An 18151-nucleotide genomic window follows, 5' to 3' on the forward strand; every position below is an offset into this window, starting at 1 on the left:
CGCGCTCCCCAACCTAGAATAGAGGCGGAGAGAGCTATGGTTGAAGTCCCGGAAATTCCCAGACAGTCCCAGGTTACCCTGCCTGCCCGCGAGAGTGCGCTGATCATCGTAGACATGCAGAACGACTTCGTAGAGCCCGAAGGGGCCCTCTTCGTCCCGGACGCGCCCAAGACCATACCGCCCATCGCCGGGCTGCTCGAGCGGGCCAGGGCCGCTGGGGTCAGGGTGGTCTACACCCAGGACTGGCACCCCGAGGACGACCCCGAGTTCAACATCTGGCCGCGCCACGTGGTGCAGAACACCTGGGGGGCCGAGATCGTGGAGGCGCTCAAGCCGCGCCCCGAGGAGACCGTCATCCGCAAGGCCCGCTACGACGGCTTCTACGGTACCCAGCTCGAGCACCTGCTGCACCTTTGGGGCATCAAGAACGTGGTGGTGGTGGGCACGGTGGCCAATATCTGCGTGCTGCACACGGCGGGCAGTGCCGCGCTGCGCTGGTACAACGTGGTCCTGCCCGAGGACGGCACCAGCGCCCTCACCCCCTTCGATCTCGAGGTCGCTTTGCGCCAGGTCACCTTCTTGTATCAGGGCAAGGTCACCACCTGCGCCGGGGTGCAGTTTGTCTAGGCCCCAGCGCAGGAAGCCGCTCCTTTCCAACGGGGCGGTTTCCTTTGACGATCCGTTGATGATGGGGCTGCAGCAGCGCTTTGGCCCTGCCCCTTTCCAGCCCCACGTCGCCGAGGTGCTGCCGGCCTATCCTACCTTGGTCAGCTCGATCGTGGGGCAGCAGCTCTCCGGCAAGGCTGCCCAGACGATTTGGAAGCGGCTCGAGCAGCGCTTTCCCATCGAGCCCGCAGTACTGGCCGCTGCCCACCCCGACGACCTGCGGGCCCTGGGGCTCTCACGGGCCAAGGTCGGCTTCATCCACGACCTCTCGCGCTTCGCCCTGCAGGGCGGCCTCGAGGGCCTCGAGCAGCGCTCCGATCAGGAGATCATCGCCCACCTGACCCAGGTCAAGGGCATCGGGGTCTGGACGGTGCAGATGTTCTTGATGTTCGGCCTGCGTCGCCCCGACGTGTGGCCCGTGCTCGACCTCGGGGTGCGCAGGGGGCTCGAGCGGGTCTACGGGGTGAGCGCAAAGGCCGAACTCGAGGCCCTCGGCGAGCGCTTCCGCCCCTTCCGCTCTCACGCCGCGTGGTACATGTGGCGGGTGATTGAGGATGCTTAGCGCGGCTTGCTTTGAGGAATGTTACATGCCGAACGTTTAGCCCACAGCCAAAGGTGATCGGGTCGTACGCCATACGTTGTACGCGATACGCCATGTGCAATCCGTCATGCACTTTTCTTTGCTGAGGACTTTTCCCTCGCCTCTTGCTTTACTCTGCTTCAACGGGGATCAGTGGCCGGGCCTCGAACTGTGTCGAGAGCACTACGGTCGAGGTGGTGCGGGAGACGCCGGGCACCCGCTTGATGCGGTAGAGCAGCTTCTCGAGGTCTTCGGGGGTGGCGGTGCGGGCCTTGAGCAGCACGTCGATGTCCCCGGCGGCGCTGTGGCACTCCTCGACCTCGGGGAAGTCGGCGAAGGTGGGGGCCACGTCGGCGCAGGTGGCGTCGTTCTGCAGCCGTACTGCGATGAAGGCCGTCACCTGCAGCCCGATGGCTTTGGGGTTGACCTGAATTCTGTACGCCTCGATGACCCCTTTGCGCTCGAGCTTCTTCACCCGGTCGTGTACCGCAGCCGCCGAAAGCCCCACTCGAGCCCCAATTTCCGCATAAGAAAGGCGACTCTCCTTTTGCAACTCGAGCAAAATCGCCCGGTCGATGGTGTCTAGCTGAACCATATTCGGTATTGTACCACGTCCCCGAATAAGATATAGACGAATGGTGGTTTTATCGTATATCATTGGGCCATTCGTGGTGTTGTCCAGAGGTGATTATGACTTCGCCGCACGATGACCGAACCGCATTCGATCTCGCAACCCTTCTGAGCCAGCGGGAGCATTCGGGTTCCCGCGCTGAGGGACAGGTTGTACGTGCTCGAGGCGGGCTCGTCCGATCCTCAACAGCCCCACAGCTAAGACGAAGCGAGGCCTGAATATGCAGATGCACAAGGCATTGCCCCGTACCGCTGGCGACCGCTGGATGGTCCTCGGAGCCCTGCTGGCGCTCTACCTGATCTGGGGCTCGACCTATCTGGCCATCGTGTACATGGTCGAGACCATGCCCGCGCTGCTGGCGACGGGGGTTCGCTTCATCGTGGCCGGTGGGGTGCTTTTTACCTTACTTCGCTTGAGCGGCACTCCCGCTCCCACCCGTCAGGAGTGGTGGGGTGCGGCCCGTGTGGGCACGCTGTTGATGGGCGGGGGCATGGGGATGGTCGCCCTGGGCGAGTCGCTGGGGGTGGCTTCGGGGTTGGCGGCCACCATCATCGCCACCATGCCCTTGTGGCTGGCGCTGTTTGGCCGGTTGTGGGGGGAGAAGACCCGCAGCCTCGAGTGGCTGGGCATGGCGCTGGGCTTCGCGGGAGTGGCGTTGCTGATGCTCGAGGGCAACCTCCGCTCGAACCTGCTGGGCACCCTTCTGATCTTCCTGGCCCCGGTGTGCTGGGCTTTCGGCTCGGCCTGGAGCCGCCACATGGTGCTGCCCAAGGGCATGATGGGCAGCGCCGCCGAGATGCTGGCGGGTGGCGTGGTGCTGCTGCTGCTGGGCTCGGTGCTGGGTGAGCGTTTTACCCAGCTTCCCAGCCTCTCATCCCTGGCCGCCTGGGCCTACTTGGTGGTCTTCGGCTCGATGGTGGGGTACAGCGCCTACATGTTCCTGCTGTCGCGGGTCCGCCCCGCGCTGGCCGGGAGCTACGCCTACGTCAACCCGGTGGTGGCGGTGCTGCTGGGGGTCGCCCTGGCAGCGGAACCCATCACCCTCATCACCCTGCTGGCCCTGCCGGTGATCCTGCTGGGCGTGGGCCTGGTTGCCCTGGCCCGGCGCTAGAGGGTAGCCTTGCACGAACGGGGGATCTGTGGCGAACTCCAATCGCATTTTCTACGGCTGGATCGTGGTGGCAGTGGCGGTGCTGGCGACGTTGATCGCTGCTGGGATTCGCTCGGTGCCGGGGGCTTTGCTGGTGCCGCTGGAGCAGGATTTGGGCTGGAGCAAGACCACCATTTCGGTGGCGGTATCCATCGGCCTGGTGCTCTTCGGGCTGGGAGGGCCTTTCAGCGGCTACCTGATGGACCGCTACGGCCCGCGCCGCATTACCCTCTTCGGCCTGCTGCTGATGAGCCTGAGCATGGTGGGCAGCGCCCTCATGACCCAGGTCTGGCAGCTCAACCTGATCTGGGGCGTGGTGAGCGGGGTGGGTACGGGCATCGTGGGCAGCGTGCTGGGCGCGACGGTGGCCAACCGCTGGTTCATCAAGCAGCGGGGGCTGGTCACGGGGATCTTCGGGGGGGCCACTTCGGCGGGACAGCTCATCTTCATCCCGGCGCTGGTGGTCTGGGCCACGGGCCTGGGCTGGCGCGAGGCCAGTTGGATTATGGCGGGGACAGCCCTGGTGGCGATAGTGCCTATCTTCGTGTTGATGAAGGACAGCCCCGCCGAAATCGGGGAGCGACCCCTGGGGGCTGCGCCCGGCTCCGCACCGGCCAGGATCACCGCCGACGCCGGGGTCATGGGACAGGCGGTGCGCTCGAGCACCTTCTGGCTGCTGGCGGGCACCTTCTTCATCTGCGGGGCGACCTCCAACGGCCTGATCGGGGTCCACTTCATCCCCTACGCCGTGGACTGCGGGATTTCGCAGGGGGTGGCCTCGGGGATGCTGGCCCTGATAGGTGCGATGAACTTCGTGGGCACCATCGGCTCGGGCTGGCTCACCGACCGCTACGACCCCCGCAAACTGCTGTGCGTGTACTACGTGTTCCGCGGCCTCTCGCTGCTGCTGTTGCCCTACGCGGTGACCCCCGAGACCATGGTCCCCTTCGCCATCCTCTTCGGCCTCGACTACATCGCCACCGTGCCCCCCACCGTGGCCCTGGTGGCCGACAACTTCGGGCGGCAGAACGTGGGCACGGTCTACGGTTGGGTCTTCGCGGCTCACCAGCTTGGGGCGGCCTTCGCTTCCTGGGCGGGCGGCAGCGTGCGCGACGCTTTGGGCGAGTACAACCTGGCCTTCTTCGCCGCCGGGGCGCTGGCGATCATGGGGGGAATGCTCTCGCTGGGCATTCGCCGGGCGCTGCGGCCAGCGGTGGCTTGAGGGTCGAGTAGGGTCAGCTCTTGTGCCCGCCCTTTCTCCGTGGGGAGGATGGCCGCTGACGAGGAGGGGTCCCCACGCGTGCCCTCGAGCCGCTGACTCCGTGGAGCAAAGGCCCGATACGGCCTATAATCGAGGCCGATGATTTTTCCCCTCGAGCGGGCCAGCGCCACCGGCGAGGTGGCCGATCTTCAGAAACTCCAGGCTGCCGGGCTGCCCGTCGCCACGACCGTGGTCCTACAGGGCCTCGAGGCCGAGTTCTACCAGTTCGCCAACCTGGCCGAGCAGATTCGCAACGCCTTCGTGGGGGTTTTCGGTGTTCGGCTCGACGAGGAGAAGCTCGGGGCTGCCTGCGCCCAGGCCGAGCGTCTGGTGCGTGAGAGCTACCTGCTGCCCGAGCGGGCCGACGAGATTATGCGCGTGCTGCCCGAGGGCCGCTTGCTGGTGCGCTACGCCGGGGAAGGGCCTTTCGCCCTCGAGCCCTCGCGCCAGGAGGCTTTGTGGGCTCTAAAGCGCCTGTGGGCCTCGAGGTGGCAGGTGGACAGCGTGCTGGCTCGCGCGCCCGAGCTGGCCCCGCCCGAGTCGCCCAGCCTGGTTCAGAGGATGGAGGGCGAACTCGTGCCCGACGCCGATCTCTCCAGGCAAGCCTCCCAGATCCTCCGGCGAAGTGTGCAGGTTTGGGCCAGCGCGGGCTTCGTGTTGCGGGTCGATTAACCTGATCCCATGTACGACTCCCACATGCACACCCCGCTGTGCCGCCACGCGGTAGGGCAGCCCCTCGAGTACGTCGAGGCTGCCCGAAAGGCGGGTCTGAAAGGCGTCGTTTTCACCGACCACAGCCCCATGCCTGCCTGGTTCGACGCCGATTACCGCATGAGCCTCGAGCAGTTGCCCCTTTACCTCTCCATGTTGGAGCGAGCCCGCGAGCAGGCTGGGGATTTCTACGTAGGGATCGGGCTCGAGGCCGACTATCACCCCGGCACCGAGGGATTCGTGCGGCGGATGGCGGCGGGTTACGCCTACGACTACGTCATCGGCTCGGTGCACTACATTGGGGCCTGGCCCTTCGACAACCCGGCCTTCGCCGCCGACTTCGACGAGCGCGACCTGCGCGAGGTCTACCGCGAGTACTTCAGGCTGGTGGGCCAGGCTGCCCGTTCGGGGCTCTACCACAGCATCGGGCACTTCGACTTGCCCAAGAAGTTCGGCCATATTCCCCCTGAGGGCTACTTCGACCTGGCCGAGGAGGCCTTGCAGGTGATCGCGGGGGAAGGGCTGGCGCTGGACGTGAACACGGCAGGCTGGCGCAAGAAGATTGGGGAGCTTTACCCTAGCCCAGCCCTCCTCGAGCGGGCCCGTGAGCTGGGTATTCCTGTGGTGCTCGGCTCCGACGCCCACGCTCCTGAGGAGGTCGCTCACCGCTTCGCCGACGCGGTGTCCGTGCTCAAGCAGGCCGGATACACCGAAGCCGCCGTCTTCCGTGAAGGCAGGGCGCAGCCCTACGGGCTGGGATAGCCCATCGGCATCTTTATTTGGCTACCAGCTATCGGCCATCGGCGTATTACGCTATAGCCATGAATCGCAAAGAGCTGGCTGGGATGCTCGAGTACGCCGCCGACCTGATGGAAGTCCTGGGAGAGGGCGAATTCCGAGCCCAGGCCTATCGCCGGGCCGCCCGCAACATCGAAAAGCTCGAGGCCGACCTCGAGGTCCTGGCCGCCCAGGGCTTCAAGGGGGTTCCCGGTGTGGGCCCGGCGCTGGCTCCCATGCTCACCGAGATCGTGCAGAGCGGCGAGTTTGCTTACATGGCCGAACTCGAGGCCCAGGTGCCCCCCGGCGTGCTGGAGTTCTTCCGGGTGCAGGGCTTGGGCCCCAAGCGCATCCGCGCCCTCTGGGAACATGGGATCGACTCGCTCGAGGAGCTCATCCGCCACGGTGAGGCTGGGCGCTTGCAGGGCATCCCCGGCTTCGGGGCCAAGACCGAGGCTAACTTAGTCCAGGCGGCGCGCTTCGCGCTCGAGGGCCTGCGCCGCGTCTTGTGGGGCGAGGCCATCGAAGCCGCTGAGCTGCTGCTGGCCGACTTCGCGGGCGCGGGCATCCGGGCCGAGGTGGCCGGGAGCTTCCGGCGGGGCCTCGAGACCATCGGCAACCTCGACTTCGTGGCCCTGGCGGGACCTGAAGCCGTACAGAACGCCCTCGGGCGCTACATCGAGCGCATCGAGGGATCGGTGTTACACGGCCATCTGGGCGGTCTTCCCCTCAAGGTCTTCTGTGCCACGCCGCAGGACTACGGCACGGTGCTTTTGCGGGCTACGGGCTCGAGGGCTTTTGTCGAGTCACTGGGGGAGCTTCCGGTGGGCCAGAGTGAAGCCGAGGTGTTCGAGCAACTGGGGCGCAGGCTGCCTTCCCCCTACTGGCGCGAGCCCGAGCACCTGGGCCTGGAAGAGCCCGAGCAAGCTTTGCGGCGTGAGGACTTGCTGGGCCTGATCCACTGCCACTCCACCTACTCCGACGGAACCGCCAGCCTGCGCACCATGGCCGAGGCGGCGATAGCCGAGGGGTACAGCTACATGGTCATTACCGACCATTCCCAGTCGGCTCCTTACGCAGGGGGGCTCGAGCCGCAGCGTGTAAAGGCGCAGTGGGCCGAGATCGAGAGGCTCAACGTAGAGCTGGCCCCCTTCCGCATCCTCAAGGGTATCGAGTCCGACATCCTCCCCGACGGCTCGCTGGACTACCCCGACGAGATGCTGGCTGGCTTCGACGTAGTGATCGGCAGCTTGCACTCAGGACTCAACCTGCCCAAAGAGGAGCAGACCCAGCGCTTGCTGAGGGCGCTGGATAACCCCCACCTCAAGATCCTTGGGCACCCCACCGGGCGGCTGCTGTTGCGACGCAAGGGGGCCGAGGCCGACTGGGAGCGGGTGCTCGAGCGCGCTGCCGAGCGGGGAGTGGCCGTGGAGATCAATTGCAACCACCACCGCTGCGACCTCGACTGGCGCCTGGCCCTGCAGTGGCGCGACCGGCTGCGCTTCTCCCTGGGGACCGATGCCCATAGCCTCGAGGGTCTTCCCACCATCGCCTATGGCCTGATCCTCGCGGCCAAGGCCGGGTTGAGCAAAAAGCAGGTGGTCAACGCCTGGAAAGCCGAGACTTTGAGCAGGGCTGGAAGCTAAAGCGCTTCCAATGAATATCCCCCTGTTGGGGGTATTACCCGTTTGGGGGTGTCAATTCCACCCGCTGGGGCGGCAGAGTGTGGCCAGACACTAGGAGGTGCGCCGCTTTGCGTAGTCGAGCTCTCACTCTCGTAGAAGTCCTCGTGGTGCTGGGGATCACCGCAATTGTTCTCGCCATCGGGACGATCAACCTGCGCGGGTTCAACAACCCACTCCACAACGGAACCACTCAGCTCGAGGGCTTTTTCAAGCAGACCAGGGCCAAGGCCATGGCAACTACCTCGGCCTACCGCGTCAGGGCCGAGTCGCCTGGCCGCTTGGTCACGGAGTATGCCGGCAACTGCAACTCTGTGACGTGGACTGCTGATCCAAGACTCACTCTCGAGCTGCCGCCAGGCGTCAGGGTGAGCGGGACCAATACCCCCGTTACATGGCCCGTCTGCTTCACCAGCCGGGGATTAGCAAACAAAAACCTTATCGTAACGCTTTCGAATGCCAAGAACCAGACCCAGCAGGTCGAAGTCATGCTGGGCGGGGGGGTGAGGCCACGGTGAGCAGGGGTTATCGGCAGGCCGGATTGAGTTTTCTCGAGATAGTAGTGGCCCTGGCGCTCCTTGGAATCGTGCTGGTGGGGGTAGTGCCTTCGTTTTTAGGCTATATCCAGTCCAATACCCGCTCCGAGCAGCGCAGCATCGCGGTTCGCCTGGCCGAGGAGCGCCTCGAAGCCTTACGCCTGGTTAACCCCCAGACCTTACCCAGCGGGGGCTCGCAGGAAGAGGCCCAAAACCGCAGCGGTAAGACCTACACCGTGCGCACCACTTATTGCGCCACGGTCAGCTTGTGCGGCAGTGGCAGCCGCCATATCCGCGTCGAGGTGTTTTTGAATGGGAGGAGCATGTATGCGGTTGAGACCGTCTTCACTCAGCTCCGCTAAGGGTATGACGCTGGTGGAGCTGCTGCTGGCGCTGGCCGTGGGCGTGATCGTCCTGGGCCTGGCCTTTTCCATCACCCTCTCCAACCGGCGCCTCTACCAGCTAGACCAGTCCCGCACCGCCCTCAACCAGAACCTGCGCACCGCGATGGACATGATCGGGGCCGACGTACGCCAGGCGGGTGAGCGCATGCCGCAGGACTTCACCCCCGTCGAGGTTATCGACGCTGGCTCGTCGGACACCCTGGTGCTGCGCCGCAGCCTTCTGGACGTGGTGCTGCCGGTTTGCGAGACCATCAACAGCGGCTCCAACGAGGACAATATCAATGTAGCCAAGAAGGTCAACCCACCCAACGCCGCTTGCACCTTCGACGACAGCAACGGCAACGGCAGGGACGACGGTATTGACCGCTGGAACGAGTTTCGTTGCAGCCAGGACGGCGTGGCAGCCTGCCAGGGCAACAGCCAGGAAACCCTGCGGGCCTACGTCTACAACCCGGCTACGCGCCAGGGGGAGTGGATCGTCTACGATGCCGAGGACAGCTCGGGCGTCAAGATCCACAAAGCCAACGCCGAGCGCTGGCTTTACACCTACCGCGTGGATGACAACCCGCGCATCTACGTACTGGAGGAGCGCCTTTACCGCCTGCAAGGCGGGTTCTTGCAACTCGTGATCAATGGGGACACAGCCAACCCGCACAACGTCATCGACCGTGTGACTGCCTTCTCGGTGCGTGCGCTGATGCAGGACGGCACCTGGCGCACGGCCATGGGCCCGTCAGACCCCTGGACCACGATTGCCTCGCTCGAGGTCGGCCTGACAGGCCGCACCCAGTTCTCCGGTCGTGACCTCGAGCGCAGCCTCACCTCCCACTTTATGCCCCGCAACATCCTTTCCTTCTAAAGGAGGAATCCGATGCCCAATCACAAAGGCTTCGCCCTTGTCACGTCGCTCATCCTCCTGGCGGTGCTGATGGCCCTGCTCACGGCTTATTTCACGTTGAGCCAGATCGAGATGTCTACGGCCCGCTCCACGGCCAACCAGACCGCCGGGTTTTACGCTGCTGAGGCCGGCTTGAACCTTCGGGCCGAGGAGGTGCGAGCAAAGTTTCAAGGATACAACCGTCCATACGGAACCTCACCCAGTGCTACCAATCCTTGTGTGGGCAGCAACCAAGGCAGCGGTGATTTTGCCTGCAAGGCCTATACGGTCGGAGGGCGCAGGGTCAGCAGCTACGTGGTGGAAGCCCCTGGCAATCCGCAGATCATCCGTATCCCCCCTGGCGAACGTTACCAGAACCTCAACGCCCAGGAGTACCGTTACAGCGTCTTTTCCCAGGCTGTAGGCCAGGAGAACCGGCCCGAGGCCATTCTGGAAATGCGCTTCAAGAGCCGGGCGGTGCCCTTATTTCAATTCGCCATCTTCTACGACCAGGACCTCGAGTTCAACCGCACTGCGCCAATGACCCTGGCAGGACCCGTCCACACCAACAGCGACCTGTACCTGGACGCCGGCGGCAGCGCCACCCTGACCATCCGTGGCCAGGTGACTGCGGCAGGGACTATCTACCGGGGCAATAAAGCCTCTCGAGGGAGCACCGGAACAGTGAGGGTAAATGACGGTTCCTCGGATCGAACCGTGAATAATACGGGCTCTTTGCGGACGGTACCTCCCTCGGAGCAGCAGAACTGGCGGGGCTGGATGCTGGGGGGTGTGGAGCGACTCACCGTGCCTGCACCAGAAACTTTTAACCCACCCTGGCGTACAGGAGGGCCGGGGGAGTATTGGAACAAGGCCGACTTGCGGGTGGTGCTGGACCTGACCAAGGCAATTCCCACGGTGGAGGTGCGTAATCGGGATAACACCCTTCACCCTATTAACACGATCCTGGCGACTGCCTGCGCTGGCGCTCTTAGCTCGAGCAACACCTTCTACAACAACCGCGAGCGAAGATACATCACCATGCTGGAGGTAGACCTTCGAAGGCTGTTGGACTGCATCCATAACGACAGTAAGACGAGCAGGCTGCTTGGTTTTGGGCTTGATGACGCAAGCGACGGTGGGCTCGTGCTGCACTTTAGCGTGCAGGGGTCTGACAGCGACGTAGTCAACGGGTATGGGGTCCGGATCACCAACGCAAAGCAGTTGAGCGCTGGCGATGGCACCGCAGTGAAGGGGCTTTCTCTGGTTACCGATCAGGCCATGTACGTCCAGGGTGATTTCAACGCTCCCACCGACCCCGCCCAATGGCGTCCTGCGGCGCTCATGGCTGATTCCATGAACCTTCTTTCCAACAACTGGAGCAACGGCGTTTCCTACCCCAGCCCGAGGCCTGCGGGCTGCACTGCCACCCTCGCAGGAGACGCGAAGAGCAGGCCGGAATGCCGTTTGCGGGGGCAGCCTCTCCCTGCGGGAGACAACGGTAACGACACCACCCGCTGGCTGCCCCAGGCCGCCAGCACTACCATCAATGCTGCGGTACTTTCAGGAGCTGCCACCACACCCGTCCAGGGTGGGCAGGAAGGCGGAGGCGTACACAACATCTTCCGCTTCCACGAGCATTGGGGCTCGAATACCACCACCTGCTGTAGTGGGGTAAGCTACACGACTGCTACTTTCCGCTACACCGGCTCCATCGTCAGCTTAGCCCAGCCCCGCAACGTCAATGGTCCGTTCTTCCTGGGGCCGCCCTGGTATCAGCCTCCAGTGCGCGATTGGACCTTCGACACGCGCTTCAATGTGTACGAGAACCTGCCGCCGCTCTCCCCGCGCTTCGTCTACTTGCGCCAGGAGTTGTTCATGCGGCAGTTCGAGCGCTGAAGCGTGAACTGTAAACCCCGCGAGACGCGTCTCGCGGGGTATTCGTGGGAACCGCTCTAATCCTTACCGGTTGGCGATGTGGATGGCCTGCTTGTGCAGGTGCTCGGCCGCCTCCATGATCCCCTCCGAGAGGGTGGGGTGGGCGTGGACCGTGAGGGCGACGTCGGTGACGGTGGCGCCCATCTCCAGCGCCAGCGCCGCCTCGGCGATCATGTCGGAGGCGTTGGGGCCGAGGATGTGCACGCCCAAGAGCAGGTCGGTTTCGGCGTCGCCGACGAGCTTGATCAGGCCGTCGGTGGCCTCTAGGGTCATGGCGCGACCCGAGGCTGAGAGGGGGAACTTGCCCACCTTGACCTTGTAGCCGGCCTTGGTAGCCTCTTCCTCGGTCAGGCCCACGGCGGCCCACTCGGGAGAAGTGTAGACGACGTTGGGGATCTGGTAGTCCATCACCGCATTGCCCCCGGCGGCGTTTTCGGCGGCGATGAGGCCCTCTTTCATGGCCTTGTGGGCCAGCAGGGGCGGGCGGGTCACGTCGCCGATGGCGTAGATGCCAGGCACATTGGTCTCCATCTTCTCGTTGGTGGGGACGTAGCCGCGCTCGTCCACCTTGACGCCGATGGCCTCGAGCCCCAGCCCCTTGCCGCGTGGGCGGCGTCCGGTAGCCACGAGGATCTTATCCACCACCAGCGTGCTCTGCTCTCCGGACTTCACGTCCTCCAAGGTCACGTGCAGACCGTCTTTCTTGCGCTCGACCTTCACGCCCTTGGTGTTGGTCTTGATGGCGATGCCCTGCTTGGTGAGCACCTTGGCCAGGAGGTTTGCGGTCTCGGGGTCGGCGGCGGGCAGGATCTGGCCCATGAACTCGATCACCGTGACCTCGGCGCCCATGCGCTTATAGACCTGGGCGAACTCGAGGCCGATCGCCCCGCCCCCGATGCACAGCAGGCGCTTGGGGAACTTGTCCTCCACCCGTAGCGCGCCCGTAGAGTCGATGATGTCCTTTTGATCGACCTCGAAGCCCGGCAGGGTGTTGGGCTCGGAGCCGGTGGCGATGATGAAGGTCTTGCCCTCGATGCGCTCCCCGCCGACTTCGATGGTCTTGGGGCCCACGAACTTGGCGAAGCCGGTCTTGAGCTCGACCTTATTGCCCTTGAAAAGCTGCGAGACCCCGCCGGTGAGCCGCTTGACGATGCCGTCGCGCCAGCCCCCCAGCTTCTTGAGGTCGATTTTGGCGTCTTTGACCTCGAGCCCGAAGCTCGAGCCGTGCTTGAGGCTTTCGAATTCCTCAGCCGCGTGCAGCAGGGCCTTGGTGGGGATGCACCCCACGTTGAGGCAGACCCCGCCCACGTACTCCGCCTCCACCGCCAGCACCTTCTTGCCGAGCTGGGCCGCCCGAATCGCTGCGTGGTAGCCGCCGGGGCCAGTGCCGATAACGATCACATCGTAGATAGTTGACATAGCGCCTCCATTATCATTGGTCGTACGTCGTACGTCTAACGTCCTACGCTCAGGCGCTATAGAGTGCCTTAGCCAAGGCGTTAAGTTTGCCCTTGATCCGGCTGGCCTTCGCCAGGAAGGCATTAATGTCGTCTTCAGCAGCGTATCCGAGTCGGACTGCGACCTGCAGGCCGCTGACCACCTCGAACAAGGAGCCGCGGGCTACGCCGAGAAAACGCACGAAGTCCTTATCGCTGTTGCGCCCCCGGCCCTCCGCGATGTTCAGGGCTATCGAGGTAGCAGCCCGTTGGAGCTGGTAGGTCAGGCCGAACTGCTCGGCCTTAGGGAAGCTCTGGGTCAGCTGGTAGACCTCGGCGATGAATTCCAGGCTGAGCTGATAGACCTCGAGGTCTTCGAAGCCGAAATAGCTTGGGTATGGTTCGGCCATGCGGATTAGGCGTAGGACGTACGATGTAAGACGTAAGACTAAATCGCCTCCAGCAGCAGCAGATCAGGCTTCTGCAACAGCCGGATGACCTCCTTGCAGAACATCGCGGCCTCGGCCCCGTCCACCAGGCGGTGGTCGAAGGAGAGGGAGAGGTACATCATGTGCCGCACCTTGATCTCGTCGTTCTCCGCCACCACCGGGCGCTTCTGGATAGAGTGCACGCCCAAAATGGCCGCGTCGGGCACGTTGATGATGGGGAAGCTGAACAAAGCCCCGATGGAACCGATGTTGGTGACGGAGAAGGTCGAGCCGCTCATGTCCTCGGGGGAGAGCTTGCCAGCCCTCGCCTTCTCGGCCAGCTCGTTCACCTCGGCGGCGAGCTCGAGCACGCTCTTGCGGTCGACGTCCTTGAGCACCGGCACCACCAGCCCGGCATCGGTGGCCACGGCCATGCCGATGTTGTAGTACTTCTTGAGGACGATCTCCTGGCGGGCCTCGTCCATCGAGGAGTTGAGGCTGGGGAACTTCTTGAGCGCGCGGGCGATGGCCTTGAAGATGAAGGGCAGGTAGGAGAGCTTTACGCCCTGGCGCTCGGCCTCGGCCTTCAGGCGCGAGCGCAACTCGACGAGTTCGGTCAAATCGGCCTCGTCGACGCTCAAGGTGCGCACGGTGTAGAGGTGGGAAGCCACCATCTGCTGGGCGATGGCCCGGCGCAAGCCGCGCAGGGGGAGGCGCTCCTCGAGGGCTTCATAGCCCTTGGGCGATCTGTACTGCACCGGGGAGGGGAATCCCGCAGGGGCCTGCACAGGTGCCGGGGCTGGGGCGGTGGGCTGGGGGGTAGCGGGTGCTGGGCCCTCGACCTTCGACCCTCGGCCCTCGACATAGCTCTTCACGTCCTGCACCCGCACCCTTCCATTAGGACCGGAACCGGGAATCTGCGCGATGTCCAGGCCGAGATCCCTGGCCAGCTTCCGTGCGGCGGGCACCGCGATGACCCGCCCGTGCTTGCTGACGCTGGCCCTGGGGGCCTCAGCCACCTCTGCTTTAGCCTGAATACCGCTGGCGAAGGGGTTCTTGACCTGCTCCTGCTTGGTGTCGGGCTTGAACAAGGAGAGGCTGGCTCCGTCGTCCTCTTGAACGTTGCCGGGCTCGACGATGGAGCGCTCCTCGGCGGCCTGGAGGTTGGGTGCGGGTGCTTGAGTCTTGTCGCTGATGGTCTGGGCGACCTCGCCGGGCTCGGCGATGGTGGCGATGGGGGCGTGAACCTTCACCACGTCGCCCTCCTTGACCAGCTTCTTGATCAGCACGCCCTCGTAGGGGCTGGGTAATTCGACCGTCACTTTATCGGTCATGACCTCTACGAAGGGCTGATCCTTCTTCAACAGATCGCCCTCGTTTACCAGCCACTTGAGGATTTCCCCCTCGACAACAGACTCCGCCAGCTCGGGCAGAACGATCTCTCTGGGCATGTCAACTCCTTATCGGCTAGTAGTCTAACACCCGCTTGGCTGCGTTCAGGATGCGGGTCACGGTGGGCATGTAAAGCTTGTCCTGGGCGTAAGGGTAGGGAGTGTCGAAGCCACTGACTCGGACAGGGGGAGCCAGAAGCTGGTCGAACAGCTCTTCCGAGATGGTCGCGGTCACTTCGGAGGCCACGCTGGCCATGCGGGGGGCTTCGGAGATCATCAGCACCCGCCCAGTCCTGGCGACCGAGTTCAACACGGTGTCCTTGTCCCACGGGAGCACAGAGCGCAGATCGATCACCTCGGCCTGGATACCGGCAGTCGCCATCTCTTCGGCAGCCTTCAGGGTTTCGACCATGCTGCCGCCGTAAGAGATCAAGGTGATGTCCCTGCCTTCCCTGCGGATGGCAGCCTTGCCGATGGGGATGAGGTAATCGTCCTCGGGTACTTCCTCCTTGATGGCGCGGTAGAGGCGCTTGGGCTCCATGAAGACCACCGGGTCATCGTCGCGCACGGCGCTCTTGAGCAGGCCCTTGGTGTCGTAGGGGGTGGAGACCACCACCACCTTCAGCCCGCCGGTGTGGGCGAAGTGGGCTTCGGGGCTCTGAGAGTGGTGGTGCCCTCCCTTGACCCCGCCTCCAGTGGGCATGCGCACCACCATCGGAGCGGTGAACTGCCCGCCCGAGCGGTAGCGCAGCTTGGCGGCTTGTGAAACGAGTTGGTCGAAGCCGGGGAACACGTAGTCGGCAAACTGGATCTCGGCCACTGGTCGCATGCCGTGAGCGGCCATGCCCACCGCCGCGCCGATGATGGCGGCCTCGGAGAGAGGGGTGTCGATCACCCGCTCGGGGCCGTACTTCTGCTGCAAGCCCTCGGTGGCTAAGAACACGCCCCCGCGCTTGCCCACGTCTTCGCCAAACACCACTACCCGGTCGTCACGGGCCATCTCTTCGTCCAGGGCCTTGTTGATGGCCTGGATCAGGGTCATCGTCGCCATTGAGTCCTCCTGCGTAGGTCTAACGCCATACGTCCTGCGCAAGGTTAGCGTAAGACGTACGACGTAGGACGCGCCTTAGCGCAATTCGTCCAGTACCAGCTTCCGCTGCTCCTCGAGGTGCCAGGGGCGGCTGGAGAGCACGTCGTCGAACATCCACTCGGCGGGCGCTTCGCCTGCGGCTTCGGCTTCTTGCAAAGCGGCCTCGAGGTCGTGGGCAATCTGGGTGCGCAGCTTGTTCTCGGCGACGTTGTCCCACAGCCCGCGCTGCTCGAGGAACTTGCGGAAGCGCGCGATGGGATCGCGCTTGCGGGCGGCGTCCACCTCGGATTTGGGTCGGTAGCGGGTGTCGTCGTCGGCGGAGGAGTGGGGGCCGTAGCGGTAGACCTCGAGTTCCACCAGCGCCGCGCCCGCGCCCGCGCGCGAGCGCTCGATCACGTGGCGCATGACGTAGTAGCTCGCCAGCACGTCCAGCCCGTCCACCCGGTAGCCGGGGATGCCGTAGGCGTGGGCCTTGTCGGCGATGGTGTGGGCGGAGGTCTGGTGGGCGTAGTCCACACTGATGGCGTAGTGGTTGTTCTCGCATACGAACACGGCGGGAGCGCCCTGCACGGCGGCGAAGTTGATGCCCGCGTGCCAGTCGCCCTCGCTGGTGGCCCCGTCGCCGAAGGTGCACACTGCCACCTGGTTGGTGCGGCGCAGCTTCATGCTGATGGCGGCCCCCGCCGCCGGGGGAATGTGCGAGGCAATGGCCGAACAAACCGTAAAAATGTTGAGCTTTTTGGAACCGGGGTGCGAGGGCATCTGCCGCCCCTTGGCGGGGTCGGCGGCGTTGCCCAGCATCTGCCCGAAGATTTCTACCATCGGGACGCCCATCGCCACCATCAGCCCCATGTCGCGGTAATAGGGGAACAGCCAGTCGTGGCCGCGCTGCATGGCGTGGGCGATGCCCACCTGGGCGGCTTCGTGCCCGGCGTGGGGGGCGATGAAGCTGGTCTTACCCGTGCGGATGAGGATGACGAACTTCTCATCGAGCATTCGGGCGGCCACCATGTCGCGGTAGAAGCCCTTGAGGGTGGCCTCGTCGAGGTCGAGCTCAAACGGTGCGATCCATTCCCCCTCGGGCGATAGCAGCCGTATAGGCTCGAGGCTAAAGGGTTCAAAAGCGGTCTTGTCTTTGATCATGCCGAACCTCCTGGCCTGGGGACGCAGGCACTGGCCCGCCAGGCGTCATGGCTCTGGGTAAGAGCCACGTCCAGCAAAGCACCCTGCCCCTTTGTAAGGGACTCGGGTGCCAACAACGAAGAACCCCGGCTGGGGTATGCCGGGGCCGAGGCCGGGGAAAGGCCGACAATGACGAGCTTTAGCACTGCGGGCATCCCCATCGTTCACCTCTAGGTTCTTCGATTATAGCGAGGGCGAAGAGAGAGGATAGCTCGAGTTGGAACATTCGGGGCACAAAGGCGTTAGATTGGGCCTGTGCGCATTCGGGTGTGTGTGGTGGGCAGGCCCAGGCTCGAGTACGCCCGGCTGGGGCTCGAGGAGTACGCCAGTCGTCTGCGCAGGAGCCGAAAATTCGAGCTGATCCACGTGCGCGAGGGCACCCAGGCCCAGGAGGGCCAGCGGCTGCTCGAGGCCAGCGAGGGTTTCGTGCGGGTGGTTCTGGACGAGCGCGGCCAATTGGTGGACACCCTCACCCTGTACAAGAAGCTCAGCGACTGGGAAATGGCAGGGGAAAAAGTGGCCTTCCTGATCGGCGGGGCGGAGGGCCACACGGAGCAAACCCGCTCTCAGGCCCACTGGCTGCTTTCACTCTCCCGCCTGACCTTGCAGCACGAACTGGCCCTGGTGGTCTTGCTCGAGCAGCTCTACCGCGTGGAGACCCTCAGGCGCGGGGAGCCGTATCACCGGTGAAGGGTTGGCCGAGGGGCTTTCTCAGCCTCCCACCGCCTGTTTCCCGCTTTCCGCCTTCAGCATCGGGGCGTAGAGCACCACTGCCGAAACCAGCAGCGCGAACCAGATCGCCAGGGCCAGGGGGTAGCCGCTGACCTGCACCACCACACCCATGCCCAGTTGCAGCAGGAAAACCCCGATGAACCCCATGAAGTTGACCGCCGTGGTAGCCCGTCCGGTGAGTTCGGGGGGAAAGATCAGCCGAGCTTGGGCCAGGGAGAGGATGTTGAAGCCGCCGCAAAAGCCGATCAGGGCGTAGATGCCGTAGAGGAAGTCCTCGGGCATGGCGCCCCAGAAGGCCAACGCTCCCACGGCCAGCGCGAGCACGGCGCTTGCACTCAGGTATACCCTTGGCAGGCCCAGACGGTCGGCCAGGAGGCCGCAAGCCAGGAAGCCGAGGGTAGCCGCCAGCGAAAACACGAAGAGGTAGTTGCCCACCTCGAGGCTCTCCATACCCCGCACCCGGTAGAGGTAGGCCCCGCCCCACAGGGTCTGCCAGGCCAGGAAGCCCCCACCCAGCACGAAGTTCAGCCAGGCGATGCGCCAGAAGGCCGGGCTGCGCCAGATGGTGGCCGAGCCACCCGCGGCGCTCGAGCGCGGCAGGGCCACCCCAGGCGGGGCGTTGCGCACCAGAGCGACCACCAGGGCCGCCACCCCCACGATGACCAGAGCCCCCCAACTG

At 64.5% G+C, this 18151-nt stretch carries 19 protein-coding genes; 12 read left to right on the forward strand and 7 right to left on the reverse strand.

Features of this window, described 5'->3' with window-relative positions:
• Positions 1 to 36: 36 nt before the first annotated feature.
• On the forward strand, positions 37 to 627 hold the full coding sequence (locus tag Mrose_RS11920) for a cysteine hydrolase family protein (protein WP_119278526.1): 591 nt from the start codon (positions 37 to 39) through the stop codon (positions 625 to 627).
• A 58-nt stretch (positions 628 to 685) separates the two neighbouring features.
• Entirely contained in the window at positions 686 to 1228 is a 543-nt protein-coding gene (locus Mrose_RS11925; protein WP_119278528.1) for a DNA-3-methyladenine glycosylase family protein, read from the forward strand.
• 148 nt (positions 1229 to 1376) lie between these two features.
• On the opposite strand, the gene Mrose_RS11930 is transcribed toward Mrose_RS11925, so the two are convergent.
• Positions 1377 to 1841: an Lrp/AsnC family transcriptional regulator gene (locus Mrose_RS11930; RefSeq protein ID WP_119278530.1), complete on the reverse strand. Its 465-nt coding sequence runs from the start codon at positions 1839 to 1841 to the stop codon at positions 1377 to 1379.
• A 256-nt stretch (positions 1842 to 2097) separates the two neighbouring features.
• On the opposite strand from Mrose_RS11930, the gene yedA reads away from it, so the two are divergent.
• From yedA to Mrose_RS11975, 9 genes are all read left to right on the forward strand, one after another.
• The gene (yedA, locus tag Mrose_RS11935; RefSeq protein ID WP_245969870.1) at positions 2098 to 2988 is read left to right on the forward strand and encodes a drug/metabolite exporter YedA; all 891 of its coding nucleotides are present in this window, start codon (positions 2098 to 2100) and stop codon (positions 2986 to 2988) included.
• Positions 2989 to 3016: 28 nt separating this feature from the next.
• Positions 3017 to 4249 (forward strand): MFS transporter, encoded by a 1233-nt coding sequence (locus Mrose_RS11940; RefSeq protein WP_119278532.1) that lies wholly within the window; start codon positions 3017 to 3019, stop codon positions 4247 to 4249.
• A gap of 138 nt (positions 4250 to 4387) precedes the next feature.
• Positions 4388 to 4960, forward strand: coding sequence for a hypothetical protein (locus Mrose_RS11945; protein ID WP_119278533.1), 573 nt, complete (start codon positions 4388 to 4390; stop codon positions 4958 to 4960).
• 9 nt (positions 4961 to 4969) lie between these two features.
• A complete protein-coding gene (locus Mrose_RS11950) occupies positions 4970 to 5761 on the forward strand; it encodes a histidinol-phosphatase (RefSeq protein ID WP_119278535.1) in 792 nt (263 codons plus the stop codon).
• 59 nt (positions 5762 to 5820) lie between these two features.
• Complete coding sequence (locus Mrose_RS11955; protein ID WP_119278537.1) at positions 5821 to 7422, forward strand: DNA polymerase/3'-5' exonuclease PolX; 1602 nt, start codon at positions 5821 to 5823, stop codon at positions 7420 to 7422.
• 107 nt (positions 7423 to 7529) lie between these two features.
• Positions 7530 to 7976, forward strand: a complete 447-nt coding sequence (locus tag Mrose_RS19435) for a prepilin-type N-terminal cleavage/methylation domain-containing protein (RefSeq protein ID WP_245969871.1) — start codon at positions 7530 to 7532, stop codon at positions 7974 to 7976.
• Positions 7973 to 8356 (forward strand): type IV pilus modification PilV family protein, encoded by a 384-nt coding sequence (locus Mrose_RS11965; RefSeq protein WP_245969872.1) that lies wholly within the window; start codon positions 7973 to 7975, stop codon positions 8354 to 8356. The genes Mrose_RS19435 and Mrose_RS11965 overlap by 4 nt, the downstream gene beginning before the upstream one ends.
• A gap of 4 nt (positions 8357 to 8360) precedes the next feature.
• A complete protein-coding gene (locus Mrose_RS11970) occupies positions 8361 to 9257 on the forward strand; it encodes a PilW family protein (RefSeq protein WP_182482786.1) in 897 nt (298 codons plus the stop codon).
• Positions 9258 to 9269: 12 nt separating this feature from the next.
• Positions 9270 to 11174: a pilus assembly PilX N-terminal domain-containing protein gene (locus Mrose_RS11975; protein ID WP_119278541.1), complete on the forward strand. Its 1905-nt coding sequence runs from the start codon at positions 9270 to 9272 to the stop codon at positions 11172 to 11174.
• Between the two features lie 63 nt (positions 11175 to 11237).
• Here Mrose_RS11975 and lpdA read toward each other — a convergent pair whose 3' ends face one another.
• The 5 genes from lpdA to Mrose_RS12000 all read right to left on the reverse strand — a co-directional run bounded on the left by lpdA (position 11238) and on the right by Mrose_RS12000 (position 16701).
• Positions 11238 to 12632, reverse strand: a complete 1395-nt coding sequence (gene lpdA / locus Mrose_RS11980) for a dihydrolipoyl dehydrogenase (RefSeq protein ID WP_119278543.1) — start codon at positions 12630 to 12632, stop codon at positions 11238 to 11240.
• Between the two features lie 49 nt (positions 12633 to 12681).
• Positions 12682 to 13059 (reverse strand): four helix bundle protein, encoded by a 378-nt coding sequence (locus Mrose_RS11985; protein WP_119278545.1) that lies wholly within the window; start codon positions 13057 to 13059, stop codon positions 12682 to 12684.
• A gap of 38 nt (positions 13060 to 13097) precedes the next feature.
• A complete protein-coding gene (locus tag Mrose_RS11990) occupies positions 13098 to 14528 on the reverse strand; it encodes a dihydrolipoamide acetyltransferase family protein (protein WP_119278547.1) in 1431 nt (476 codons plus the stop codon).
• A gap of 16 nt (positions 14529 to 14544) precedes the next feature.
• Positions 14545 to 15519: an alpha-ketoacid dehydrogenase subunit beta gene (locus tag Mrose_RS11995; RefSeq protein ID WP_119278549.1), complete on the reverse strand. Its 975-nt coding sequence runs from the start codon at positions 15517 to 15519 to the stop codon at positions 14545 to 14547.
• Positions 15520 to 15594: 75 nt separating this feature from the next.
• Complete coding sequence (locus Mrose_RS12000; protein ID WP_119278551.1) at positions 15595 to 16701, reverse strand: thiamine pyrophosphate-dependent dehydrogenase E1 component subunit alpha; 1107 nt, start codon at positions 16699 to 16701, stop codon at positions 15595 to 15597.
• A 294-nt stretch (positions 16702 to 16995) separates the two neighbouring features.
• Here Mrose_RS12000 and Mrose_RS12005 point away from each other — a divergent pair, with 294 nt between their 5' ends.
• Positions 16996 to 17430: a 23S rRNA (pseudouridine(1915)-N(3))-methyltransferase RlmH gene (locus tag Mrose_RS12005; protein WP_119278553.1), complete on the forward strand. Its 435-nt coding sequence runs from the start codon at positions 16996 to 16998 to the stop codon at positions 17428 to 17430.
• Between the two features lie 21 nt (positions 17431 to 17451).
• Here Mrose_RS12005 and Mrose_RS12010 read toward each other — a convergent pair.
• On the reverse strand, positions 17452 to 18151 hold a 700-nt coding region (locus tag Mrose_RS12010), incomplete at its 5' end, for an MFS transporter (RefSeq protein WP_147371634.1).

This window comes from Calidithermus roseus (assembly GCF_003574095.1).
GTDB lineage: Bacteria > Deinococcota > Deinococci > Deinococcales > Thermaceae > Calidithermus > Calidithermus roseus.